At 73.1% G+C, this 24,667-nt stretch carries 20 protein-coding genes; 9 read left to right on the top strand and 11 right to left on the bottom strand.

Going from position 1 to position 24,667, the window contains the following annotated elements:
- Positions 1–7 precede the first annotated feature (7 nt).
- Both ACLJQM_RS22260 and ACLJQM_RS22255 read right to left on the bottom strand, forming a co-directional pair.
- Entirely contained in the window at positions 8–460 is a 453-nt protein-coding gene (locus ACLJQM_RS22260; RefSeq protein ID WP_247012042.1) for a roadblock/LC7 domain-containing protein, read from the bottom strand.
- Entirely contained in the window at positions 457–4,497 is a 4,041-nt protein-coding gene (locus tag ACLJQM_RS22255) for a nitrate- and nitrite sensing domain-containing protein (protein ID WP_410632886.1), read from the bottom strand. Before ACLJQM_RS22255 ends, ACLJQM_RS22260 begins: the two co-directional genes overlap by 4 nt.
- A gap of 1,003 nt (positions 4,498–5,500) precedes the next feature.
- On the opposite strand from ACLJQM_RS22255, the gene ACLJQM_RS22250 reads away from it, so the two are divergent.
- A complete protein-coding gene (locus ACLJQM_RS22250) occupies positions 5,501–5,938 on the top strand; it encodes a DUF485 domain-containing protein (RefSeq protein WP_360766839.1) in 438 nt (145 codons plus the stop codon).
- Positions 5,935–7,527, top strand: a complete 1,593-nt coding sequence (locus ACLJQM_RS22245) for a cation acetate symporter (protein WP_360766836.1) — start codon at positions 5,935–5,937, stop codon at positions 7,525–7,527. The genes ACLJQM_RS22250 and ACLJQM_RS22245 overlap by 4 nt, the downstream gene beginning before the upstream one ends.
- 21 nt (positions 7,528–7,548) lie before the next feature.
- On the opposite strand, the gene ACLJQM_RS22240 is transcribed toward ACLJQM_RS22245, so the two are convergent.
- Complete coding sequence (locus tag ACLJQM_RS22240; protein WP_360766833.1) at positions 7,549–8,115, bottom strand: TetR/AcrR family transcriptional regulator; 567 nt, start codon at positions 8,113–8,115, stop codon at positions 7,549–7,551.
- A 136-nt stretch (positions 8,116–8,251) separates the two neighbouring features.
- Between ACLJQM_RS22240 and ACLJQM_RS22235 the strand changes: the two genes are divergently transcribed.
- The gene (locus ACLJQM_RS22235; RefSeq protein WP_410632638.1) at positions 8,252–9,685 is read left to right on the top strand and encodes an MFS transporter; all 1,434 of its coding nucleotides are present in this window, start codon (positions 8,252–8,254) and stop codon (positions 9,683–9,685) included.
- Here the strand turns inward: ACLJQM_RS22235 and ACLJQM_RS22230 are convergent.
- Positions 9,663–10,004 (bottom strand): DUF3817 domain-containing protein, encoded by a 342-nt coding sequence (locus ACLJQM_RS22230; RefSeq protein WP_086857625.1) that lies wholly within the window; start codon positions 10,002–10,004, stop codon positions 9,663–9,665. The two genes, ACLJQM_RS22235 and ACLJQM_RS22230, sit on opposite strands and share 23 nt — an antisense overlap.
- 10 nt (positions 10,005–10,014) lie before the next feature.
- A complete protein-coding gene (locus ACLJQM_RS22225; RefSeq protein WP_410632637.1) occupies positions 10,015–10,407 on the bottom strand; it encodes a hypothetical protein in 393 nt (130 codons plus the stop codon).
- 428 nt (positions 10,408–10,835) lie between these two features.
- On the opposite strand from ACLJQM_RS22225, the gene ACLJQM_RS22220 reads away from it, so the two are divergent.
- Positions 10,836–11,003 (top strand): hypothetical protein, encoded by a 168-nt coding sequence (locus ACLJQM_RS22220; protein ID WP_410632636.1) that lies wholly within the window; start codon positions 10,836–10,838, stop codon positions 11,001–11,003.
- Positions 11,004–11,098: 95 nt separating this feature from the next.
- On the opposite strand, the gene ACLJQM_RS22215 is transcribed toward ACLJQM_RS22220, so the two are convergent.
- The 3 genes from ACLJQM_RS22215 to ACLJQM_RS22205 form a co-directional block, all read right to left on the bottom strand.
- Positions 11,099–12,007: a lytic transglycosylase domain-containing protein gene (locus tag ACLJQM_RS22215; RefSeq protein ID WP_410632635.1), complete on the bottom strand. Its 909-nt coding sequence runs from the start codon at positions 12,005–12,007 to the stop codon at positions 11,099–11,101.
- 123 nt (positions 12,008–12,130) lie between these two features.
- Positions 12,131–12,613 (bottom strand): helix-turn-helix transcriptional regulator, encoded by a 483-nt coding sequence (locus tag ACLJQM_RS22210; protein WP_247012056.1) that lies wholly within the window; start codon positions 12,611–12,613, stop codon positions 12,131–12,133.
- A gap of 360 nt (positions 12,614–12,973) precedes the next feature.
- Positions 12,974–13,141, bottom strand: coding sequence for a hypothetical protein (locus ACLJQM_RS22205; RefSeq protein ID WP_166641399.1), 168 nt, complete (start codon positions 13,139–13,141; stop codon positions 12,974–12,976).
- A gap of 104 nt (positions 13,142–13,245) precedes the next feature.
- Here ACLJQM_RS22205 and ACLJQM_RS22200 point away from each other — a divergent pair, with 104 nt between their 5' ends.
- The gene (locus tag ACLJQM_RS22200; protein ID WP_410632634.1) at positions 13,246–14,019 is read left to right on the top strand and encodes a crotonase/enoyl-CoA hydratase family protein; all 774 of its coding nucleotides are present in this window, start codon (positions 13,246–13,248) and stop codon (positions 14,017–14,019) included.
- Between the two features lie 1,081 nt (positions 14,020–15,100).
- Positions 15,101–15,631, top strand: coding sequence for a GNAT family N-acetyltransferase (locus ACLJQM_RS22195; protein ID WP_410632633.1), 531 nt, complete (start codon positions 15,101–15,103; stop codon positions 15,629–15,631).
- Here ACLJQM_RS22195 and ACLJQM_RS22190 read toward each other — a convergent pair.
- Both ACLJQM_RS22190 and ACLJQM_RS22185 read right to left on the bottom strand, forming a co-directional pair.
- A complete protein-coding gene (locus tag ACLJQM_RS22190; protein WP_360766817.1) occupies positions 15,628–16,764 on the bottom strand; it encodes a CaiB/BaiF CoA transferase family protein in 1,137 nt (378 codons plus the stop codon). The two genes, ACLJQM_RS22195 and ACLJQM_RS22190, sit on opposite strands and share 4 nt — an antisense overlap.
- Before the next feature lie 13 nt (positions 16,765–16,777).
- Positions 16,778–17,929, bottom strand: a complete 1,152-nt coding sequence (locus tag ACLJQM_RS22185; protein WP_410632632.1) for an acyl-CoA dehydrogenase family protein — start codon at positions 17,927–17,929, stop codon at positions 16,778–16,780.
- A 96-nt stretch (positions 17,930–18,025) separates the two neighbouring features.
- Between ACLJQM_RS22185 and ACLJQM_RS22180 the strand changes: the two genes are divergently transcribed.
- From ACLJQM_RS22180 to ACLJQM_RS22170, 3 genes are all read left to right on the top strand, one after another.
- Complete coding sequence (locus tag ACLJQM_RS22180) at positions 18,026–18,643, top strand: TetR/AcrR family transcriptional regulator (protein ID WP_247012065.1); 618 nt, start codon at positions 18,026–18,028, stop codon at positions 18,641–18,643.
- A 61-nt stretch (positions 18,644–18,704) separates the two neighbouring features.
- A complete protein-coding gene (locus tag ACLJQM_RS22175) occupies positions 18,705–19,733 on the top strand; it encodes a hypothetical protein (protein WP_410632631.1) in 1,029 nt (342 codons plus the stop codon).
- A 109-nt stretch (positions 19,734–19,842) separates the two neighbouring features.
- The gene (locus ACLJQM_RS22170) at positions 19,843–21,453 is read left to right on the top strand and encodes a succinic semialdehyde dehydrogenase (RefSeq protein WP_410632630.1); all 1,611 of its coding nucleotides are present in this window, start codon (positions 19,843–19,845) and stop codon (positions 21,451–21,453) included.
- Between the two features lie 66 nt (positions 21,454–21,519).
- Here ACLJQM_RS22170 and ACLJQM_RS22165 read toward each other — a convergent pair whose 3' ends face one another.
- On the bottom strand, positions 21,520–24,543 hold the full coding sequence (locus tag ACLJQM_RS22165; RefSeq protein ID WP_360766807.1) for a helix-turn-helix transcriptional regulator: 3,024 nt from the start codon (positions 24,541–24,543) through the stop codon (positions 21,520–21,522).
- Positions 24,544–24,667 lie beyond the last annotated feature (124 nt).

Below are 24,667 nucleotides of genomic sequence, written 5' to 3'. Positions count from 1 at the left end.
CGCGCCATCATCCCACCGGTTCGCCGATCAGCGACCCACCGGAGCCCTGAAGCTGGGCGCGCAGCTCCGGCGTGAGGATCTGGCCGACCCGGTCCACGAGCATCGTCATCTCGTAAGCGACCTGGCCGATGTCGCAGTTGGGGGCGGCGAGGATGGCGAGGCAGGACCCGTCGCTGATCGACATCAGCACCATGATCCCGAGTTCCATCTCGACGACGGTCTCGTTGACCGCGCCGGCCTCGAAGCAGCGGGCGGCGCCCTGGGTGAGGCTGACCAGACCCGAAGCGACCGCGGCGAGCTGGTCGGCCCGGTCGAGCGGGAGCCGGTTCGACGCGGTCAGCAGCAAGCCGTCCGCCGAGACGACCACGGCGTGGGCCACGCCGGGCACCCGCTCCGCGAAGTCGTTCACCAGCCAGCCGAACTGGTTCTGCGTCGGCTGGGCGCTACTCGGCGAGTTCATTCACCCTCCAGTGTCTCGTGGTTGGTCTCGGCCGCCTGTGCGGTGCGGTGGCGTCCACGCTCGATGCCCTGCTGGAAGCTCCGCAGGCGGCCGCGCACGTCGTGCGCGTCCCGTTGTGGTCGGGGAGCCGTGGCTCCGGTGGGCGGTCCGGCGCTGCCCGGAAGCAGCTGCTCCCCGCGACGGCGCCGGGGCAATCCTGCCGAAGTGAATGTGGCGGGTGCCGACTGGGACACCGCTTGCACCGCCCGCCACCCGTCATCGGTCCCGAAGTTCCACTCGGTGGTGACCTCGACGGCGGAGGTTTCCTCGCGCGGGACGGGGGCTTCGGGGGTCTCCGGGGTTTCCGCCCCGGCGCCGCGGCGGGAGGGCAGCGACGACGGCGGGGCGCTGGGGCGGCCGGTGGCGGCGAGGACTTCCGGCTCGTCGGACGGCGGTTGCGCCGGGGGGTGGAGGTCGGTGGCCGGTGGGGGCGCGGTCTGGCCGCGCTGGGGCAGGCCGTTCGGAGCGCCGGGCGGGGTCGGCTGGGGCGCGCCGTTCGGCTGGGCGCCTGCCTGGCCGGGCTGCAGCAGGCCGTTCGGCTGAGCACCCGCCTGGCCCCGCTGAGGCAGCCCGTTCGGCTGGGCACCGGCTTGGCCCGATCGGGGCAGGCCGTTCGGCCGCCCCGGCGGAAGCAGACCGTTCGGCAGGGCACCCGCCCGACCCGGCTGGGGCAGCCCGTTCGGCTCAGCGCCTGCCTGACCCGGCTGAAGCAGACCGTTCGGCAGGGCACCCGCCTGACCCGGCTGAAGCAGGCCGTTCGGCTGAGCGCCGGCTGGGCCGGGCCCGGGCTGGCCGCTCTGGTCCGCCGGCGACTGGCGGCGGGGTTGGGGCAGGCCGTTCGGCTGGGAGCCGGCGGGCTGCTTGTCGGTGCCGGTGGGCGGGTGCGCGGCGGAAGCGCTCTGATGGGCCGCCGTCTCCGGCTGCGGGCCGGTCGGCTGGTCCGCGCTTGCCTGCGTGGCCGAAGCGCCCACCGCCGGCTCGTCGGTGCCCGGCTGGTGCGCAGGCGAAAGACCCGCTGCCTGCTGAGGTACCGGATCGCCCGCTCCCGGCTGGAAGGCCGAGGCGCCCCCGCCCGGCTGGGGTGCCGGAGTAGTCGTGCCCGGCTGGGCGGCCGTGGCCGGTGTCGCGCCCTCGGTGCCGGCTGCTGGGGGCTTCGACTGGCGGGCCTGCTGGCGGCCGCGGGTCACGCCCTGCTGGAAGCTGCTCAGGCGGCCTCGGACGTCCGCCGGGTCGCGGACCGGGAGTTCCGGGCGGGACGGCGCCGGGGTGGGGGCGGCCGGGGGCGGGACCGCGCTGCCCGGCATCAGCTGCTCACCTCGGCGGCGGCGCGGGAGGCCCGCCTCCGTGAACGCCGTCGGGGCGGCCTGGGACCGGGCCTGGACCGTGCGGAAGTTCTCGTCGCTCGCGAAGTCCCAGCTGCGTCGCTCCTGCGGTTCCGCTTCCGCCGCGGCCGGTTCCTCGGCCGAAGGAGCCGAGGCGGGGGCCGAAGGAGCAGGAGTGACCGGGGTCGCCGGAGCGGCGGCCGGCTTGTCCTCGCGGAACCACGCCGACAGCATCTCGTCGAAGATCGGGGTCGTCTCCGACCGGTCCGGGGCCGGCTCGGGGGCCGGGGCGGCCGGCGGGGTTGCCGTTGCCTGCCGCCACCAGTCGCTCAGCGTCGTCTCGTTGGCGGAGAACAGGTCCTTGCCCGCCGGCAGCTCGTCCGGCTTCGGCTGCTTCGGCGGCTGCGGGGGCACCGGCAGGACCGCCGGCAACGTCGGGCGCGGCGGCGACGGCGGGGTGTCGTCGTCCTTCGGGAGGGGTGCGAACAGCGCCGTCCCGGAGATCTCCAGGTCCGAGGGCGGGCGCGGGTCCGAGAGGCCCGCGAGGTCGCTCGCCGACGGCCAGCGCTCCTCCCCCATCGCCGGCTGCTGCGGGACGACCGGGCGCGGGCGGGAGTGGCCGTTGACCTGGCGGCGCGGCAGGCGGTTGCCCGCCGCGGGGCTGGCCGGGTGCTGCTGGAGGGCGCCGATCGGGCCGGTCGCCGGGCCGTCGGTCACCGGCATCACCAGGTCCGCCGGGACGACGACCGTGGCGCGGACGCCGACGATGTCCTTGCCGCCGTGCAACGAGACCGCGATGCGGTGCCTGCTGGCCAGGCGGCCGACGACGAACAAGCCCATCCGGCGCGAGGTGGCCAGGTCGACCGAGCCCGCCTCGGTCAGCCGGGTGTTCGCCTCGGCGACCTCGGCCTCGTTCATGCCGATGCCCTTGTCGAGGATGTCGATGTTGAGCGAGCCGTCCTCGCCCAGCCGCGACGCCACTGTCACCGACGTCTCCGGCGCGGAGAACGCCGTGGCGTTGTCCAGCAGCTCGGCGACCAGGCGCATCAGGTCGCTCGCCGCGTAGCCGACGATCCGCGCCGGGGGCGGCGGCTGGACCTGGACCCGCTGGTACTGCTCGATCTCCGACACCGCGGCGCGCAGCATGTCCGTCGTGCCGACCGGCTTCCCCGACCGGCGGCCCGGCTCGGCGCCCGAGAGCACCATCAGGTTCTCGTTGTTGCGCCGCATCCGGGTGGCGAGGTGGTCGAGCTGGAACAGCGTCGCCAGCTGGTCGGCGTCCTCCTCGTCCCGCTCGAGCTGCTCGATCAGCTGCAGCTGCCGCTGGACCAGGCTCTGGCTGCGCCGCGAAAGGTTGACGAAGACGCTGCCGTAGCCGGTGCGCATCGCGGCCTGCTCGGTCGCCAGCCGCAGCGCCTGGTGGTGCACCTTGTCGAACGCGCGCGCCACCTCGCCGACCTCGTCGTCGGTCTGCACCGGGACCGGCCGGACGTCGGTGCCCTGCGCGCGGCCCTCCTGGATGTTGCGGACGGCCTCCGGCAGCGCGTTCTCGGCGACGTCGAGGGCGCTGCGGCGCAGCACCTTCAGCGAGCGCAGCAGCTGGCGGGTGATGAGGAAGACGACCGCGACGGCGAGCACCATCGCGCCGAACAGCAGCACGGCGAGCAGGCCCGCACCGCTGCTGGACTCGTCGACCAGCTCCGCCGACGTCGCCGACGCCGCCCCGCCGAGCCGGTCGGCGACCTGCCCGATCTGCGTGCGCATCGCGCCGGACGCGGCGTTCCAGTCCTGGGGCGACAGCGTCCGGAAGGCGTCGTCGACCGCGCCGCTCGGCGCGTTCAGCACCGACTCGACCATCCGGGCGCGGCTCTGCGCCTGCGAGCCTTCGGCGATGGCCGCGAAGTCGCGCTGCAGCGTGTCGCCCGCCGCGGAGCGGAAGTCGACGAGCCGGTCGCCGAGGCGCAGCTCGGCGGCGCGGAGGGTGGCGAGCTCGCTCGGCGAAAGCCCGGCGCGCGCGATGCCGAAGGACACCAGCGCCTGGCTGACCGACACCTGCTCGCCCGCGACGAGGAGTTCGTGCAGCCCGGCGGGGGTGCCGCCGAGCGTGCCGTCGCCGGCGCCCGCGGTGGCCGCGGTGTCGAGGGCGACGAGCGGCTTCGCGAGGTCGGAGAACGCCGTGATGGCCTGGCCGGGGTCGAGCTGGCCGCCGTCGACCTGGCGGCGCAGGAAGTCGAGGTTGCCCAGCTGCGAAGTGGCGGCGCCGGCGGCACCCGCGACGCCCGGTTCGATGGCGGCCGCGCGGGACTGGGCGGCGGTGAACGGGCCGACCGCCGCGTCGGTGCCCTTGCGGGCCGCCGCGAGTTCGGGGGTGCCGCCGACGGTGCCGTCGGTCAGCATCGCCGCGGTGACCGTGCGCTCCTGCTGCAGGGCGCCGGTGAGCGCGCGGACCTGGCCGCCGAGCGCGACGAGCCGGTCGAGCCGCTGGTATTCGTCCGAGCGGCCGACCTGGGCCGCGATCGTCGTGATGCCGAGCACCAGCGCGATGACGATGGGCACGACGGTGACGGCCGAGAGCTTGACGGGAAGGCTCCAGTCGCGCCAGTGCACGAGCGCGTGCCACAGGGCCTTCCCCTTCGACCGCCGGGGCGCTCGGCCGAGCAGCTCCCCCACGGGCACCTGACCTTCTCCTGCAACGGTCACGTGAGTGACTCCCTGTCCGGCGTCATGGATCCGCGTCGGCGGCGCGGCGTGCCGGCTCGCGGCGGGCGCCCGGACGGCCGCGCCGTCCGCACCCTGCCACTTCGCCGTCGCCCTCGCTCGCCCCCGGCAGCCCCGCCGTCCGCGCGCCCGTTTCCGGGCAGGCACCGCCCCGACGTCCCGTGCAAGGGACTGTGCACGTGCACGTCGCAAGTTGCGTTCTGCACGGTTGTCGAGATCAACTTAATCGGTGCCAATCGATCGCTGCGGTCAGCTGGGCCAAAGAATCGTACCCCCGCGGTCGGGCCGGTCAATTTTGTCGTCCGCTCGGGCGCTGACCTGCGAAAAGCGGAGCACCGGCCGAGAACCCCGCCGATCCCGCTCCCAAAGGGGGAATTCCGGTTACCGGACACGCCTCACCCAGGCATCCGGTCGTCACCCGATTAGCCCAGACAGGGGAGCAGCATACCTCGGACGATCTACACTCTGTACCCCCAACGGGTGGGTCAAGTCTCAAGATGTGCCCGATCTTGTGGCGTTGCGGCCTGCCGTGACCCGACCTGGTGATTTCTGACGAGAACCCGCGCCTACCAGTGGATCTTCGTCGCCACGCCCTCCGCGGGAGGACCCTCTTCGGCGCCATCGGACCTTACTTCGCCTACCCGGAGTGATCGAAGGTCACCCGAGCCCCGCCCGGTTACTTCGTTCGCCGCAGCGTAGGCCGAACGCGACAACGTCGCGTCACAATTCTTCTCATCATTACGAGTGATCTGCCCGTGATCTCGCCACCGAAAGCGCATTCGACGGATTCGACGGGAAACCGAATACCCGGTGCTGCCGGACCCGGAACCGCCCGGCCGCCTTCGGACTCCGCCGGACGGCGTAGTTACGATGTTCGCCTCGCAGACCGCAAGGGCGGCCGGCGCCCCGCCGCGGGGCACCGCGTCCCGCCGCCACGCCAGGCTCTCTGCCGGAGGCACCCATGTACGACGTCGCGCGACCAGCGACGGGCAACGCCCTCGAGGAGACCGGCCGGATGCCGGCCCTCTTCAGCGGGGAGCGCCCGCCGGGCGCCCCGCAGCGGCGGCCCGCCGCTCCCACCGGCCCCGACTACACCGGGATCCAGGCCAGCCGCGAGTTCGTCGCGCTGCGCCGCCGGTTCCGCGGGTTCGTCTTCCCGATGAGCCTCGCCTTCTTCGCCTGGTACATGACGTACGTGCTGCTGGCCGCCTACGCGCACGACTTCATGAGCCGCAAGGTGTTCGGCCAGGTCAACGTCGGCATCGTGCTCGGCATCGGCCAGTTCGCCAGCACCGCGCTGGTCACCTGGCTCTACCTCCGCTACGCGCGCCGCCACGTCGACCCCCGCGTGGCCGAGCTGCGCGCCCGCGCGGGCGTGCCGGAAGGGCCGCGCCGGTGACCGCCCTCGCCGCGGGCGGGGTGCCCGCCAGCAACCCGATCGTCAACACGGCCGTGTTCGCCCTGTTCGTCGCCATCACGCTGTACGTCGTCTACCGCGCCAGCAGCCGGAACTCCTCCACGGCGGACTACTACGCCGCGGGCAGCGCGTTCACCGGCCGCCAGAACGGCATCGCCCTCTCCGGCGACTTCCTGTCGGCGGCGTCCTTCCTCGGGATCGCCGGCGCCATCGCGATCCACGGCTACGACGGCTTCCTCTATTCGATCGGCTTCCTCGTCGCCTGGCTGGTCGACCTGCTGCTGATCGCCGAGCTGCTGCGCAACACCGGCCGCTTCACGATGGGCGACGTGCTCAGCTTCCGGATGAAGCAGCGCCCGGTCCGCGCGGCGGCCGCGACGTCGACGCTGGTCATCTCGTTCTTCTACATGCTGGCGCAGATGGCGGGCGCCGGCGGCCTGGTGGCGCTGCTGCTGAACGTGCACTCCAAGCTCGGCCAGGCGCTGGTGATCGGCGTCGTCGGACTGGTCATGGTGCTGTACGTGCTGGTCGGCGGCATGAAGGGCACCACGTGGGTGCAGATCATCAAGGCGACCATCCTGCTGCTGTGCGGCGCGCTGCTCACGGTGTTCCTGTTCGGCAAGTTCGGCTTCTCGTTCTCGAACCTGCTCTCCTCGGCGGCCGAAAACAGCCCGCTCGGCGACAAGCTCCTCGAGCCGGGCGGCTCGTACGGCAAGAACGGCACCACCAAGCTGGACTTCGTCTCGCTCGCGCTGGCGCTGGTCCTCGGCGCGGCGGCGCTGCCGCACGTGCTGATGCGCTTCTACACGGTGCCGAACTCCCGTGAGGCGCGGCGAAGCGTCGTCTGGGCGACGGCGTGCATGTTCCTCTTCTACCTGTGCACGCTGGTGATCGGCTTCGGCGCGGCCGCGCTGGTCGGCGCGGACGAGATCAAGGCCGCGCCCGGCGGCGAGAACTCGGCGGCGCCGCTGCTGGCCCTGCACGTCGGCGGGACGCTGCTGCTGGGCATCATCGCCGCGGTCGCGTTCGCGACGATCCTCGCGGTCGTGGCCGGGCTGACGATCACCGCGTCGGCCTCGTTCGCCCACGACGTCTACGCGAACATCTTCAAGCGGGGCAAGGCGGAGCCGGCCGACGAGGTCCGGGTGGCGCGGCTGACCGCGATCGTCGTCGGGGTGTTCGCGATCGTCGGCGGCGTCCTGGCGAACGGGCAGAACATCGCGTTCCTGGTGGCGCTGGCGTTCGCGGTGGCGGCGTCGGCGAACCTCTCGACGCTGCTCTTCTCCTTGTTCTGGAAGCGGTTCAACACGACCGGCACGCTCTGGGGCATCTACGGCGGCCTGATCGCGTGCCTGCTGCTGGTGCTCTTTTCGCCGGTCGTCTCGGGCTCGCCGGACTCGATCTTCAAGGGCATCGACTTCGCCTGGTTCCCGCTGAAGAACCCGGGCCTGGTCTCGATCCCGTTCTCGTTCCTGTGCGGGTTCGTCGGCACGCTGGTCGGCAAGCCGAAGGCGGACGCCGAGAAGCAGGCCGAGATGGAAGTCCGTTCCCTCACCGGCATCGGCAGCTGAGCCCCGCCTGGGCGGCCTGCGTCAGACGCGCAGGCCGTCCAGGATCACGGCCAGCACCCGCCTGCCGTCCTCCGGGCTGCAGTTGCGCACCGCCATCCCGGCGCCGTGCCCCAGCCGCAGCACGTCGACGCCCTCGATGTCCGCGCGGATCAGCCCCGCGTCCTGAGCGGCGTCCACCAGCACCCCGGTCGCTTCCCGCAGCCGCTTCTGGCAGTACTGGAACGTCTCGGAGCCCGAGTCGATCGACTCCTTGAGGAACGTGGCCAGCTTGTGCCGCTCGACGACCCAGGTGACCTGGTCGGTCAGCCACGCTTCCAGCGCCTCCCACGGCGGCAGCTCGTCGTGCAGCGCGAACGCGCGGTCGGCGAGCACTTCGATCTCGTCGCGGTAGACCGCTTCGAACAGCTTCTCGCGGGTCGGGAAGTGCCGGTAGAGCGTCCCGGCCCCGACTCCCGCCTTCTTGGCGACGTCGTCCAGCGGCACGTCGGGCCCCTGCGCGGTGAAGAGCTCCTTCGCCGTCGCGACGATGCGCTCGTAGTTGCGCCGTGCGTCCGCCCGCATCGGACGGACCGCGTCACCACCCGGCATCCCGGCCTCCTCACCACGTAACCGGAGAGATTCTCCGAATTCACTTGCGCATCCGGAGATACTCTCCATATTATCGCGTCGTGTCCAAGTGGAGAAACTCTCCGCTTGCCTTCCTGCTCCTTTGGGGGAGTATCCCTTGTCGCAGCAAACGCTCCACCGCGCGCCCGTCCCGGCGCCGGCCCACCGCAGCGGGCTGGTCCTCGCGATCATCCTGACCTGCCAGCTCATGCTCATCCTCGACGCGACCGTGATGAACGTCGCACTCCCGCGCATCCAGGCCGACCTGGGGTTCTCCCCCACCGGCCTGTCCTGGGTGATGACCGCCTACAGCCTCGTCTTCGGCGGCCTGCTGCTGCTCGGCGGCCGGGCGGGCGACCTGTTCGGGCGGCGCCGGATGTTCGTCGCGGGCACCGCGCTGTTCACCCTCGCCTCGCTGGCCGGCGGCCTCGCCGACTCGGCCGCGCTGCTCATCGCCGCCCGCGTCCTGCAGGGCGTCGGCGCCGCCATGGCCGGGCCGAGCACCCTGGCCCTGGTCACCACGACGTTCACCGAGGCCAAGGCCCGCGTCCGGGCGCTCGCGCTGTTCTCCGCGATGTCCAGCGGCGGCTTCGCGATCGGCCTGATCGTCGGCGGCCTGCTCACCGAATGGATCTCGTGGCGCGCCGCGCTGTTCATCAACGTCCCGTTCGGGCTGGCGATCGTGCTCCTCGCCCCGAGGTTCGTCCCCGAGCCGCCCCGCCGGCGGGCCCACCTGGACCTGCCCGGCGCGATCACCGGCACCTTCGGCGTCGGCGCGCTCGTGTTCGCCTTCACCCACGCCGCGTCCGACGGCTGGGGCAGCCCGGTGACGCTCGGCTCGCTCGCCGGCGGCCTGGCGCTGCTGACGGCGTTCGTCGTGATCGAAGCCCGGACCGCGTTGCCGCTGGTCCCGCTGCGCCTGTTCGCCGACCGCAACCGCAGCGCGGCCTACGTCAACTTCTTCCTCGGCCCGATGGCGATGATGTCGATGTTCTTCTTCCTGACGCAGTTCATGCAGGACATCCGGCACTACGCCGCGCTGGCCACCGGGTTCGCGTTCCTGCCGATGGCGGCGCTGATCTTCACCATGAGCCGGCTCGTGCCGCGGCTGCTCCCCCGCTACGGGCCGAAGCCGCTCGCGATCAGCGGTTCGCTGATGATGGTCGCGGGCGTCGGCTGGCTCGCCACGCTCACCACGAGCAGCGCGTACTTCCCCGCGTTGCTGGGTCCGCTGCTGCTCATGGGGCTCGGCGCCGGGCTGGCGTTCGCGCCGCTCAACGTGATCGTGATGGCCACGGTGCCCAGCGAGGACGCGGGCGCGGCGGGCGGCGTGCTGCAGACGATGCAGCAGGTCGGCAGCACGCTCGGCCTGGCCGTGCTGATCACCGTGTTCGGCTCGGTGACCCGCTCGGCGGGCTCGGCGGGCGCCCAGCTGACGGTCGACGGGATGACCGCCGCGTTCGGGACGGCCGCGGTGTTCGCGGCCTGCACGTTCCTGGTGGCGCTGACGTTCCGCCGCCCGGCCGCGGCTACAGCTTCTGCCCGGCCTTGACCTTGTGCGTCACCCGGCGCTCGACGAGGAACGAGACGAACGGGACGCAGCCGGCCAGCAGCACCAGCACGGTGCCCTTGATCGACCAGCGGGCCTTGATCGCCAGGTCGATGGTCAGCACCAGGTAGATCATGTAGAGGACGCCGTGGATGGGCGAGTACACCGCGGACGGCGTCGGGTTGTCGAAGCCGTAGCGCAGCACCATCACGAAGCAGAGGCCGAGCAGCCCGACGCCGGTGACGTAGGCGGCGGTCCGGAACCGGACCAGGGGGCCGGCGAGCGGCACCGCTGTCCGGGCGCCTTCGGTGCTGGTGGTCATCGGGTCGTCCTCACTCTGCGGCCTGCTGGTCGCGGGCGTTCAGCTCGCGCAGGTAACGGTTGTACGCGGCCAGCTCCTCGTCCTCGTCCGAGACGTGGGTGTCCGGACGGGGGCGGGGGGCGGGCACTTCGGCGACGGGCGCCGGCTTCTCGTCCGCGGTGCCGTCGGCTTCGGCCTTCAGGCGCAGCTGGCGGATCCGCCAGAACATGAAGGCCGGGAAGAGCCCGAACAGCGGCCACTGCAGGACGTAGCCGAGGTTCTGGAAGGTGCCGTTCGCCGAGGTGAAGCGGTCCCACTGCCACCAGGCGAGCCCACAGCAGACGAGCAGGCTCACCAGGCACGTCGCGGCGATCGCGATCCGGCGCCCCCAGGGGGACGCGGCCGACGGGCGGGGATCTGGCACGGGTCCGACGCTAGCACTGGGCGGCTGAGAGAAGCCCGGCCCCCGCCCTGTCCCTGGGGGGCGTCCCCTGGTCCAGTCTATCGGCGGCCACCGACGATCCCGGCCTCAGCGGCCGGCGGGGGCAGCGGTCAGGGCGTCCCGGCCACCACGGTGCGCCGCTGGGTGCTGGCGGTCATCGCCTTGCTCACCGCGCGCCGCGCGGCTGGACCGGGTCCTGCGCCGGCTGGTAACCCGGCCTGGCGTGGTGGTGCTGGTGGACAGCACCCTGATCCGGACCCGTCGCCGCACAGGGCGAGCCAGCTGGGCCGACTACGGCGGTAAACACAGCATGGGCTGGTCGCGCTCGGGATGACCGATGAGGACGGCCGGTCGACGCGGGTATCGGCGGCGCTGCCCGGCAGACCGCTGACACCACGGCCGCTCGCCGGTTGCGGATCCGCGAACGGCTGCACGCCCATGGCCTGACCCGGCAGGTGACCAAGGGTTTCTCCGGCTGGCACGAAGACGTCCGCGACACCGGTGTCGGTGATCGGTGTGGTGGGCGGCGTGAGCCGATCGTGCTCACGCGCTACGAGCTGAGGCTCGCCGGCCGTTGACCCAGGACAGCAGCGGGCTCGAACCACGATGAACCAGCCCCTTGCTCGCGGACCGGCTGAGCACCCAGCACCCACCGGGCCAGCAGCCACGCTGGTCAGCCCTGCTTGCGAACCGACTGGGCGCCCTTCGCGTAGCCGTCGGCCAGGCCGAACACCTTCTGCGCGTACTCCGTCGAGTTGTTGTACGACAGGATCCCGGCCCACCAGCCGCTCGGGCTTGCCATGTCGCGGCCGCCCGCGCACAGGTAGCGGGCCGATGCCAGGGCCGCGTCGTCGATCTGCTGGGGGTCGCCGAGGCCGTCGCCGTTGCCGTCGGAGGCCCACTTGCGCCAGGTGCTCGGGATGAACTGCATCGGGCCGACCGCGCGGTCGACCCCGGCGTCGCCGTCGTAGCGGCCGCCGTCGGTGTCGCCGATCGCCTGGACGCCCGAAGAGCCGTCGAGCGGGACGCCGATGATCGGCTTGGACGGGCGGCCGTCCGCGCCGAGGACAGCGCCCGCGTACTGGCCGTGGTTCGACTCGATGCGGCCGATGCCGGCCAGCGTCGCCCACGAGATCTTGCACTTCGGCTGGTCCGCGCGCATCGCCAGCTCGGCGTTGCCGTACGCGGACAGCGCCCGCGCCGGGACGCCGGTCACGGCCGCGACCTGGCTCGCCCACTGCGACAGCGTGGCCGGGCCGGTGCTGCGGGCCTGCTGGGGAGAAGTCTGCTGCTCGGCCCCGCCCGCGACGGCGCCACCGGCCGGGGCGACCGACCCCGGGCGGACGTCGGCCGCCTTGACCTGCAACGCGGGGATTTCGGTGGTGAGGGGGCTCGCCTCGGGCGTCGAGGCGCGGGTGACGAGCCAGATCCCGCCGCCGGCCACGGCCAGCACGGCGAGGACCACGATCAGCCGGGTGAGCACGGCCACACCGGACGAGCGCGGTGCCGGTGCGGCGGGGGCGGCTTCCTCGACGCTCGCGTCGATCGGGTCGTCCTCGGTGTTTCCGGTACTGGTGCGCACGTAACTCCGGTCCTCCAGCGTGGTGTCGACGAAGTGTCAACGAGCCCGCGCAGGTTAGCGTTACGCGGGTCGTCCCGATCGTCTCACCACACCGGATCACCCGGCCGAGTGAAAAGCGTCCCGTCAGGCGGACTTCTGCTGCCGCGCGAGGCGCGCGACGCACCAGGCCGGGGCGCTGCCGCGGCGGAGGTGCTGCAGGACGGTCATCGGCCCGAGCCGGCGGCTCAGGTCGGACGGCGCGAGACCGGCCGCCCGGTAGTCGAGGGCCCGCTGGTCGAGCGGGCTGATGCCGGCGTCCCACCACTCTTCGGCCTCGGCGACGCCGCCGACCATCTGCCACCAGCCCGCGGCGGCGGTGAGGAGCTCTTCCGGCACGTCCGGCAGCCGGCTGCGCATCGCGGCGAGGTAGCCGGGGTCGGCCGACTCGACGGGGACGAACCGGGACTGCCCGGTCCGGGCGCGCTGGCCGGGGATGCCCGGAGCCTGCGGCGGCGCGTCGGCCAGCCACGCGTTCGCGATGCGGTCGACCTCCTGCTCTTCGGGGGTCTGCTCGCGCTCGGCGGCCCATTGCCGGATCAGCGCGTCCACTCCGGGATCTCCGGTCATCCCTGCCTCCTTGTAGGTCCCCGACGGACAGGGCCTGACGCCTGTCCCACGCGGTGGTGCCGCACGCACCAACCTGCACCTTGCTGAGTGGAAACTGCCTGCGTACCGGGGGTCTCCGGGGGGGAGGGCGAACCACCCGATCACGCAATGTGAGCACCGTAGGGCCGGGGTGGTCCCCTTCGCCAGACCCCGGCTGCCACGAATTCGCCGACCTGCGCGTTTTCAGCCGCAATCCACCCGGATGGTCGAGTGCTGGGGTCCGAAATCCGGGATTGGTGACGTTGCGTGATTTACCGTCCGTTAACACGCACGGTAGCCACCGGCGCCGCCCGCGGCGGTGCCGGTGCGCGGGTGTCGAAGTCAGGAGAAGAGCGTCCGGAAGAACGTCACGATCGCTTCGGCGCCGTCCTTGAGCCAGCCGAGCACGCGGTGCACGAAATCGGCGGACTGGGTGGGTTGGGTGATCAGGAAGAACAGCACGATCGCCACCACCCCGACGATCAGGACCTTCTTCATGCCGCCCGACATGCGCTTCCTCCCGGCTCGCCGATCCCCGTCCCGGGAGTGGCCACCCCAATACTCTAGGGAAGGCGTGCCCGGAAGACACGCCGGTCAACCCTCGAGGAGCGCCGATGCCCCGGAACGTGCTGGTCGAGCACGACGGACCCGTCACCACGATCACGATCGACCGGCCCGCCGCGCGCAACGCCGTCGACGGGCCCACCGCGGCCGAGCTGGCCGACGCCTTCCGCGCGTTCGACGCCGACCCGGCCGCCGCCGTCGCGGTGCTGACCGGCGCCGGTGGCGCGTTCTGCGCGGGCGCCGACCTCAAGGCGATCGGCACCGACCGGGTGAACCGCACCCACCCGGACGGGGACGGCCCGATGGGCCCGACCCGGCTGGCGCTCGGCAAGCCGGTGCTCGCGGCGGTGCACGGCCCGGCCGTCGCGGGCGGGCTGGAACTGGCGCTGTGGTGCGACCTGCGGGTCGCGGACGCGACGGCGGTGTTCGGCGTGTACTGCCGCCGCTGGGGCGTCCCGCTGATCGACGGCGGCACGGTGCGCCTGCCGCGGCTGATCGGCCAGTCGCGGGCGATGGACTTGATCCTGACCGGACGGGCGGTGGAGGCGGAGGAGGCGTTCTCGATCGGCTTGGCCAACCGCTTGGTGCCGGCGGGCGAGGCGGTCACGGCGGCGCAGGAGCTGGCCCGCCAGCTGGCGGCGTTCCCGCAGGCGTGCCTGCGCGGCGACCGGCTTTCGGCGCTGGCGCAGTGGGGACGCTCCGAAGAGGACGCGCTGACGGCGGAGTTCGCGGCGGCGATGGGCACGGGCGTACTGGCGGCGGAGGCAGTGGAGGGCGCGGCGCGGTTCGCGGGCGGCGAAGGACGGCACGGCAGCTTCGGCTGACCCGCATCGGCTCCCGCACCGGCCGCGGTCCGCGACAGCGGCGCAGGGCTTCGGCGGCCCCGCGCCGAGGGGGGCGGTGTCCGGACCGCAGCGCAGCCGCCCTGCACCGAGCACCGGTTCGCGGCAGCGGCGACGGGGCAGGGGCTTCGGCGGCGCCGGGACCGCGGGCGCAGCGGCTCCCCACACCGAACGCGGCCTGCGGCATCCGCGCGGGCTTCGGCGGACCCGCGCTGGGGGGCGATGGCCGGACCGCAGCGCAGCAGCGGCTCCCCACACCGAACGCGGCCTGCGGCATCCGCGCGGGCTTCGGCGGACCCGCGCCGGTGGGGCGATGGCCGGACCGCAGCGCAGCCGCCCTGCACCGAGCACCGGTCCGCGGCACTGACGCAGGGGCCTCCGCCAACCCGCTGCCTGCGAGGGCCGTGGCATGCCCGCGGGTGCAGCGGCTCCCGCACCGAACACGGCGCCGGCGCTTTGGCTGACCCGCGCCATGCGAGGGCGGTGGCCGGACCGCCGCATATCGGGCTCCCGCGCCGAACGCCGGTCCCCAGCACCTGCGCAGGAGCGTTGGCTGACCCGCGCTTGATGAGGTGGTAGCCGGACCGCTGCGCATCGGCGCCCACACCGAACGCGGCATCCGCGCGGGCTTCGGCCAACCCGCGCCGGGTGGGGCAGTGGCGGACTGCAACAGCAGCGGCCTGCACCGAACGGCCAACACCGGCGAGGGGCCTCGGCCAACCCGCTCCTGGCGGAGGCGGTGGCCGGACCGCCGCCCATCGGGCTCCCGCGCCGAACACAGTCCGCGGCACCGGCGACGGCACCCCTGACCCGCGCTGGGCAGGCAGCCCGCACCGAAAACGGCCCGGGCACCGGCTGCCCTGCGCCGGGGGTGGCCGGGCCCGCACGCATCGCGCACCGAGCGCGACGCCGACCCGCGCCAAGCCTTCCGTCGGCGCGAGGAAAGTTCCTTCCAGCGCAGCAGAGCGGACGGAAACTCACCGTGTGCGACGGCGCGTCACCTGAGGGGCTGGATCACGCGTCGGGGGCGCGGTTCCGGTCGAGCGGCCGATAAGGTCGGCGGATGGACGGCGATGTCTCCAGAGTCGTGCTCCGGCCGGTGGCCGAGGCCGATCTCGAGTTGCTCGATCGGCTGACCAACGATCCCGTCGCCGCGGGTGAGCACCAGTGGTTCGGGTGGCACGATCCCGGTTACCTGCGCCGCCGGTGGCACGAGAGCGGGATGCTCACCGCCGACAGCGGCATGCTCGTGCCCGCTCTCGGTGGCCGTGTGCTCGGCGTCGTCTCGTGGCACCGGACCCGGACCGGGCCGGCGGCCTACTGCTGGAACGTCGGCCTCGTGCTGGCGCCCGAAGCGCGGGGCCACGGCTACGGCACCGAGGCGCAGCGGCTGCTCGCCGAATACCTCTTCGCGCACACGCAGCTGAACCGCGTCGAAGCGACGACCGAGGTCGGCAACCGCGCCGAACAGCGCTCGCTCGAGAAAGCCGGCTTCACCCGCGAAGGTGTCCTTCGCGGCTACGACTTCCGGAACGGCGAGTGGCGCGACCACGTCATCTACTCGGTCGTGCGCTCCGACCTCACGCGGAACTAGGCGATCGCGCCCGCCGCGCGCAGGGCGTCGAGGTCTGTGACGCCCAGTTCGGCCAGCACGGCTTCGGTGTCGGATCCCTTGGCGCGCGGGGCTTCCGGCGTTTCCGGCGGCGTCCGGTCGAACCGCGGTGCCGGGGCCGGCTGGACCATGCCGCCGATGTCGACGAATGTGCCGCGCGCCGCGTTGTGCGGGTGCGACGCGGCTTCTCCCGGCGCCAGGACCGGCGTCAGGCACGCGTCGGTGCCCTCGGCGCGCGCGACGAGGTCGTCGCGGGTGTACTTGCCGATCGCCGTCGCGAGGATCTCGCGCAGCTTGGGCCACTGCGTCTTGTCCACGTGCAGCGGCAGCGACTCCGGGTCCAGCTCGAGGACCTTGACCAGGTCGCCCCAGAACCGCATCTCGATCGCGCCGACGGCGACGTACTTGCCGTCCGCGGTCTCGTAGGTGTCGTAGAACGGGGCACCGCCGTCGAGCATGTTGTCGCCGCGGCCGCCGCCCCACAGGCCGGCCGCGGCCATGCCGTGCAGGCTCGTGGTGAGCAGCGCGGCGCCGTCGACCATCGACGCGTCGACGACCTGCCCGCGCCCGGACGTGGTCCGCTCGTACAGCGCCGCGAGGATGCCCATCGCCAGCAGCAGGCCACCGCCGCCGAAGTCGCCGACGAGGTTGAGCGGGGGCACCGGCCGCTCGCCCGCGCGCCCGATCGGTTCGAGCGCGCCGGCGATGCCGATGTAGTTGATGTCGTGCCCGGCCGCCGTGGCCAGCGGCCCGTCCTGGCCCCAGCCGGTCATCCGGCCGTAGACGAGCCGCGGGTTGCGCGCGTGCACCGCCTCCGGGCCGAGCCCGATCCGCTCGGCGACGCCGGGGCGGAAGGGCTCGATGAGGACGTCGGCGGTGTCGCACAGCTTCAGCACCAGCTCGACGCCTTCGGGCGTCTTGGTGTTGATGCCGACCGACCGGCGGCCGCGGGCGAGCGGGTCGGTCGGGATGCCGAGCACGTCCTCCCCCGGCTTCGCGCGGTCGACGCGGACGACGTCGGCGCCGAGGTCGGACAGGATCATCGTGGCGAAGGGCCCGGGCGCGAGACCCGCGAGCTCCACCACCTTCAGGCCGCTGAGCGGACCTGCTTTCATGACTGAGGTCCCTTCAGAGCGTGCGGGAGATGATTTCCTTCATGATCTCGCTGGTGCCGCCGAAGATCCGCGAGATGCGGACGTCGGCCCAGGCACGCGCGATCGGGTATTCGGTCATGTAGCCGTAGCCGCCGAAGAGCTGCACGCAGTCGTCGATGACCTTGTTGACCCGCTCGGTCGTCCACAGCTTCGCCATCGCCGCGCCCTGGACGTCGAGCTCGCCCTTGAGGTGCCGTTCGATGCACTGGTCCAGGAACGCGCGCGAGACGGCGGCTTCCGTGGCCGCCTCGGCGAGGGTGAACTTCGTGTTCTGGAAGTTGAAGATCGGCCGGCCGAACGCCGTGCGCTCCTTGGTGTACTCGAGCGTGAGGTCGACCGCGGCCTCCAGCCCGGCCACCGCGGTGACGGCGATGATCAGCCGTTCCTGGGGCAGCTGCAGCATCAGCTGGAAGAAACCCTGGCCTTCGGCGTCGCCGAGCAGGTTGGCGGCGGGCACGCGGACGTCGTCGAAGAACAGCTCGGCGGTGTCCTGTCCCTTGAGCCCGACCTTGTCGAGGACGCGGCCGCGGCGGAAGCCCGGCGTGTCGGTCTCGACCACGACCAGCGAGACGCCCTGGGCGCCCGCGTCCGGGTCGGTCTTCACCGCGACGACGACGAGGTCGGCGTGGAAACCGTTGGTGATGAACGTCTTGGCGCCGTTGATGACGTAGTGGTCGCCGTCGCGGACCGCGCGGGTCTTGATGCCCTGCAGGTCGGAGCCGGTGCCCGGTTCGGTCATCGCGATCGCGCCGACCATCTCGCCGCTGGCCATCTTCGGCAGCCACTCGCGCTTCTTCTCTTCGGAGGCGTACGCGCTCAGGTAGTGCGCGACGATTCCGTTGTGGACGGTCACGCCCCACGCGCTGTCACCCGAGCGGGCCTGCTCCTCGTAGAGGACGGCCTCGTGCGCGAAGGTGCCGCCGCCCCCGCCGTACTCCTCGGGGATCGACAGGCAGAGCAGCCCGACCTCGCCGGCCTTGTTCCACAGCTCACGGTCGACCTTCTTCTCGGCCGCCCAGCGCTCCTGGTGCGGCACGAGCTCCTTCTGCATGAACGACCGCGACAGTTCGCGGAGGTCTTCGAGCTCGGTCGTGCTCCAGGAGCTCTTCGGCAGTTGCAGCGGCACGGGACACCCTCCTGCTGGAAAACATGACGATCAGCATGTAAGTTCTCTGCGGAATGTACATCCGTACCGGCCTGTAGGTAAAGCAGGGAGGCCGAAGTGACCTCGACGGCGCACCGGACCCAGGCGCAGCGACGTGAGCAGACCCGCACGGCGCTGCTCGACGCCACCATCGACTGCCTGGTCGACGTCGGCTACGCCCGCACGTCGGTGCAGGAGATCTGCGCCCGCGCGGGGGTGTCGAAGGGCGCGGTGCAGCACCACTTCACCGCGAAGGCCGAGCTGATGGCGGCCGCGGTCGAGCACCTCACGACGAAGCTGCGCCGCCGGCTCGCGGCCTCGCTGGACGAGCTGCCCAGCGGCGGGACCGGTGTCGCCGCGGCGATCGACCTGCTGTGGACCGGCTACTCGGGCACGCTCTCGACCGCCGTCACCGAGCTGTGGGTCGCCGCCCGCACCGACCCCGAGCTGCGCGCGGCCATCCGCCCGGTCGACCGCGCGCTCGGGCGCGCCACGCTGGAGCACGTCACGCAGGTCGCCGGCGAACTCCCGCCCGAGCGCGCCGAAATGCTGTTCTGGCTCACCGTGAACCTCACCCGCGGGCTGGCGCTGGACGCCGAGCTCGGCGGCGACCCGGACCGGCGGCGGCAGCTGCTCGAGGAGTGGAAGCGCATCGCCGTCCTGCTCTACCAGGACGCCGCCACTGCTCCGAGCTGACGAACCCCTTATCCGCGGCCGTCGAATCGTGGTCCAATCCCCCGGACAGAGGGGAGTCACCATGACCGCCGCTCCGCACCCTTATCCCTACGGCCCGCCGCCCGCGCGGCCGCCCGCCGATCCCGGCGGCTTCTTCCGCTTGCTCGCCGGGATGTTCGGCGCCGTGGCCGCGGCGCTCGTGGTGGCCGGGTCGTTCCTGCCGCAGACGTCGTTCGAGCAGGTCGTCGACGGCAAGGCCGAGACCAGCCAGACGATCAGCGCCTGGTCGCGGTCGTTCTCGGTCGAGCCCGGCGAGGAAGCGAAGAAGTTCTACGAGAACACCCACGTCGCGCGCTACGGGATCCCCCTCACCGCCGGCGCGGTCGTGCTGCTGGCCGGGGCCGGACTGGCCTTCGCGGGCCGGCGGCGCTCGGCGGGCCCGGGCGTCCGCGACCTCGGGCGGACGGCGCTGGTGGCCGGCGGCGCCGGGGTGGCCGGTGCGGTGTGGATGCTCGGCATGGACGTCTCGGCGACGTTGAGCTACGAGTCCGGCGAGGGCACCATCCAGTCGCACTACGCGACCGGGACGGGGTTCTGGGTGCTGCTCGGCGGTGGCGCGGTCGCGGTGGTGGCACTGGTGTTCGCGGTGCTGGCCGGCCGGCGCGCCCCCGCCACGGCCGGTCCCGGTGGGCCGCCGGGGCCCTACCAGCAGCAGTCGCGGCCGTACCCGGTGCCGCCGCAGCAGCAGTACGGTGCGCCGCAGTTCCCGAGGCAGGCTTACGGCGGCCAGGGGTACGGCGCGCCCCAGTCCCAGCCCTTCCCCGCACAGCCTCAGGCCGGGCCGTACGGCGCACCGCTGTCCCAGCCGTTCCCGGCGCAGCAGCCGCCCACCCCGGCGCACGGCACACCGCAGCCCTTCGGCGCCCAGCCCTACGGCGGCGCACCCGCGCAGCCGGCTTCCGACCGGGCCGAGGACGAGCCGGTGTCCGGCGACCTGTCGTCGCGGCTCGACGACGCCCACGGCGGCGCGACCCAGGCCCACCCGCCGCCGAAGCAGGAGCCGACTGAGCCGACCTACCAGCTGCCGCCGTTGAACCCGCCCAATACGTGAAAGATATTCACATCAGACTGGACATCTGACGTACCGACGGTATGGTGTACTCGTCGGTAACCCCTGCGCGGCGTCGTGCGGACTCCGGACGCCGCGGAACGGAGACGTCATGACCAGCACGACCCCCGCGAACGCCGTCGAAGACACGCCTTTGCCGCCGACCGTCGGCGGCGTCGCCGGGGCGCCCGGCTCGGCGCGGGCGGCCCAGCTCGTCGCCCGCGTGGCCGGTGGCGCGGACTCGGCGCCGATCCGGATGCGCGCGCCCTTCACCGGGCAGCCGATCGCGACGCTGCCCCAGGCCACCGACGCCGACGTCCGCTCGGTGTTCGCCGGCGCGCGCACGGCCCAGCGGGCCTGGGCGGACCGCTCCCCCGCCGAGCGCGCCCGCGTGCTCACCCGCCTGCACGACCTCGTGCTCGACCGCCAGGACGAGGTGCTCGACCTGGTCCAGGTCGAAGCGGGCAAGGCCCGGCTCGACGCGTTCGACGAGGTCAGCGCGACCGCGCTGGTGGCGGCCTACTACGGCAAGCACGCGGCGAAGTTCCTCGCCCCGCGGCGCGTCGCCGGCGTCGTCCCCGGCCTGACCCGCGCCGGCGAGATCCGGCACCCCAAGGGCGTCGTCGGGATCATCTCGCCGTGGAACTACCCCCTGGCGCTGACCGCGATGGACGTCCTGCCGGCGCTGGCCGCGGGCAACGCCGTCGTGCAGAAGCCGGACAACCAGACCGCGCTTTCGGCGCTGTGGCTGCACGAGCTCGCCGAAGAGGCCGGGCTGCCCGCCGGGACCTGGCAGATCGTGCTCGGCCGCGGCTCGAAGATCGGCACCGCGCTGGTCGAGGAGTCGGACTACCTGTGCTTCACCGGTTCCACGCCGACCGGCAAGGAACTGGCCGGGCAGGTGGCGAAGCGGCTGACGTCGTACTCGCTGGAGCTCGGCGGCAAGAACCCGATGATCGTGCTGCCCGACGCCGACGTCACCAAGGCCGCGACCGGCGCGGTGACCGCGTGCTTTTCCTCGGCGGGCCAGCTGTGCGTGTCGGTCGAGCGGATCTACGTCCACGAGGACATCCGCGAGGAGTTCACCCGCGCGTTCGTGGCGAAGACCGCGGCGCTGCGGCTCGGCGGCGCGCTCGACTACCAGGCCCAGATGGGGTCGCTGACGTCGGAAGACCAGCTCGCGACGGTGTCGGCGCACGTCGAAGACGCCCGCGAGAAGGGTGCTTCGGTGCTCACCGGCGGGCGTCCCCGCCCCGACCTCGGCCCGCTGTTCTACGAGCCGACGGTGCTGTCCGGCGTCACCGCGGGCATGCTGCCGTTCGCGGACGAGACCTTCGGGCCGGTCGTCTCGATCTACGGCTACACCGACGTCACCGAGGCCATCGACCGGGCCAACGACACGCCGTTCGGGCTCAACGCCAGCGTCTGGTCCCGCAACGGCCGCGCGGGCTGGGAGGTCGGCGCGCGCCTCAAGGCCGGCACGGTCAACGTCAACGAGGGCTACGCGGCGACGTTCGGCAGCGTCGGCGTGCCGATGGGCGGTATGAAGGACTCCGGCGTCGGCCGCCGCAACGGCGCCGAAGGCCTGCTGAAGTACACCGAATCCCAGTCGATCGCACTGCAGCGCGGGCTCGCGCTGCGGCCGCCGCGCGCGGTGCCCGGTTCGCTGTGGTCGCGCGGGATGACGTTCGGCCTCAAGGCCCTGCGCCGCCTCCCCCGCTGACCCCTGCCGCAGGTGCTCGTGAGTGTTCAGGGCGGTTCTAACCGCCCTGAACACTCACGAGCGGCCCTACGCGTGTTCGGCGGCCGGGGCGGTCAGCAGGCCACGGTCGTAGGCGATCGCCACGGCCTCCGCGCGCCGGCTCGCGCCCAGCTTCGCCATCACCCGGGACAGGTGCACGCTCACCGTCTTCTCGCTGATGTAGAGCTCCTCCCCCACCTGCCGGTTGGTCCGGCCCAGCGCCACGCGCTCCAGGACGTCGCGCTCGCGGTCGGTCAGCGGGTCGGTGACCGACCGCGCCGGGGCCGCGGGTTCGACGCCGGCCAGCTCGACGCGGGCGCGGTGCGCCAGGTCCCGGACGGCGTCGCGCAACGGGATCGCGCCCAGCCGGTTCGCCACCGCGTGGGCCGCTTCGAGCGCGGCACCGGCGTCGGCGTCACCGGCCAGCAAGGCCTCGGCTTCGTGCCAGCGGCAGACCGCCTGCTCGTAGACGGCGCCGTAGCCGAACGCCTCGGCCGCGACCGTCCACTTCGCCGCGTCGCCCCGGCCGGTCAGGCAGGACGCCGCCGCTTCCAGGCGGGCCAGCCAGGCCCGGCCCTCCGGCCCGAGCTCGCCCGAGCGCGGCTGCCCGACGACCGAGCACATCCGCCCGTGCGCCAGCATCCGCTCGCCCGCCGCCACCGCCGCGTCCACCGCCGCCGAGTCGCCGCGGACCCGGGCGTCGGCGGCCAGCGCGGCCGCGGCCGAGACGCCGAGCGCGGCCACCCGGATGCCGGCCAGCAGCCCGGGTTCGATCCGCTCCAGCCAGCCGATGAGGTCTTCGGTCCGGCGCACCGCCTCGGCGTGCTCGCCCCGCCAGTACGCCAGCTCGACGCCGGAACCGCCCACCGCCAGCGGGATCTGCATGTCCGCCGTCCAGTGCTGCCGCAACCCGGCGACGAGCTTCGCCGCTTCGTCGAACCGGCCGCGGCCGACGAGGAACAGCGACCAGATGGCCAGGATCCGCGCGGCGACCGCGCTGGACACCCCGCGCCCGGCCCGCCCGGCGCTCTCGTCCGGCCAGTCGCCCATCAGGTAGCGCAGCATCAGCTGCCGCGCCCGCAGCTCCAGCCCGTAGACGCTCCAGCTCAGCCCGGCTTCTTCGGCGCGGGCGACACCGCGGGCGGCGTGCGCCAGCGCTTCGGCGAACTCGCCCTGGTCGTCGTGGCTCAGCGCCAGGAAGTAGGTCGCGCGGATCTCGGTGTTGAGCGCCCCGGCGTCCCGCGCCTTGCGTTCGGCCTGCCGCAACCGCTCGCGCGCCTCGGCGGCGTCGCCCGCGGAGTCGGCCAGCGTGCCCAGGGTGACCAGCGCCGACGCCTCCGCGCCCGCCGCGCCGGCCGCCTGCGCGTCGGCGACCGCGGACAGCGCGCTGTCCAGCGCCTCCTCGGGCTTGTCGAGGATCCGCAGGAACCCGGCCCGGCTGGCCAGCACCCACGCCCTCGTGCCGCTCGGCCCGCCGTCCTTGACCAGGTCCCACGCCCGGTCGATGGCCGCCGTCGCCTCGTCGAGCGTGCCCTCCAGGGCCAGCAGGGACTCGGCCAGCCGCCGCCACGTCTTCGCCGCGCGATCCACCGGTGTGTCCGGGGTCAGGGCCCGGGTCGCCGAACGCGCGAAAGCCGCCGCCCGGTCGGGCTCGCCGGAGGTGCCCGCGAAGTACGAGGCCTCGTGCAGCAGCCGCAGCTCGTCGTAGCCCTCGGGCCGGTCCGCGGCCGCGACGGCGTCCCAGATGGACAGTGCCTGTTCGACGTGCTGCAGTGCCGACCCGGGCGCGCCCAGCTTCTCGGCCTCGTCCATCGCGCGCAGCAACGCCGGCAGCGCGGTGACCAGGTCGCTGCTCTGCAACGAGTGGTAGGCCAGCTTCGCGTCGTGCCCGCGGCCCTGCGGCCGGGCCTGGATCCGCGCGGCGTACGCGGCGTGCGTGCGCGACCGCTCCCCCGGCAGCAGATCGCCATACACCGCTTCCTGCAGCAACGCGTGCCGGAACGTGTAGGAGCCATCCGAGAGCACCACGAGCACGTGGTGCTGGACGGCTTCGCGCAGCGCCTCGTCGAGCTCCAGCTCCCCCAGCGCGGAGACCTCGGCGAGCGCGCCGTGCATCACCGGCTCGTTGGCCACCGAGATCACGCGGACCACCCGGCGGGTGTCCGGTGAGAGCCGCTCGAGCCGGGACAGCAGCACTTCGGCCAGCCCGGCGGGCAGGTCGTTGCACTCGGTCTTGGTGGCGAGCAGTTCCTCGGCGAAGAACGGGTTGCCCTCGGAGCGGCTGACGATGTCGGCCACGACGCCGGCCGCCAGCGGCTCGTCGGCCAGCGCCTCGACGAACTTACGGGCGTCGGCGGCGCCGAAGGGGTGCAGGTCGACGCGCTCGACGGTGGCGAGGCGGACCAGTTCGGAAAGGAGGCCGCGCAGCGGGTGGCGCCGGTGGACATCTTCTTCGCGGTAGCTGCCCACGACCAGCAGCCGCTGCGCGCGCAGCCGGCTCAGCAGGAAGGACAGCAGGTTGCGGGTCGAGGCGTCGGCCCAGTGGAGATCCTCCAGCAGGATCACCACCGGGCGCGACTCCGCGACCTCGGTCAGCACCCCCAGTACCGCGTCGAACAACTGCAGCTGACCGAGATCCTGCTCGGGCCGGGGACGCACCATGGTCTCCCGGTCGTTCGAGGTCATCGGCGGGTGCTCCGCCGCCCGCGGCTCCTCGAAACCCTGCCCCTGCGGCAGCAGCCGCCCGAGCGCGGGCCGGGCCCGCACCGCGGCCGCGACCACCGCGTCCGTCGCCACGCCGAGGGGGGCGAGCGCCTCGGCGAACGGAAGATAAGGAAGACCGCCTTCGCGGACGTCGATGCAGCGGCCGGTGAGCACCAGCGCTCCGCAGCCGTCGACGTGCTCGCCGAGCGCGGTCAGCAGCCGGGTCTTGCCGACCCCGGCGTCCCCCGAGAGCAGCACCGCGCCGGCTTCGCCACGTTCAGCCCTGGCGAAGGCGGCGCGGAGCCGCCGCATCTCGTGGGTACGGGCGACGAGCGGGATTCCGGAGCCGAGTCGGGGCACGAGGAGCATTGTTGCCTACCCCACCGACAATCTCGCGGGGGTTTGGGTGGCGAAGCCCCCAACCTGGGGCGAAGCCCCGGATGTCACCGACAGTTTCCGACCGCTTATCGCCATCGACACCATCTCGCCGCCC

The organism is Amycolatopsis sp. cmx-4-83 (assembly GCF_046548815.1).
Taxonomy (GTDB): Bacteria; Actinomycetota; Actinomycetes; order Mycobacteriales; family Pseudonocardiaceae; genus Amycolatopsis; species Amycolatopsis pretoriensis_A.
This window is presented reverse-complemented; position numbering and strand designations above follow the sequence as displayed.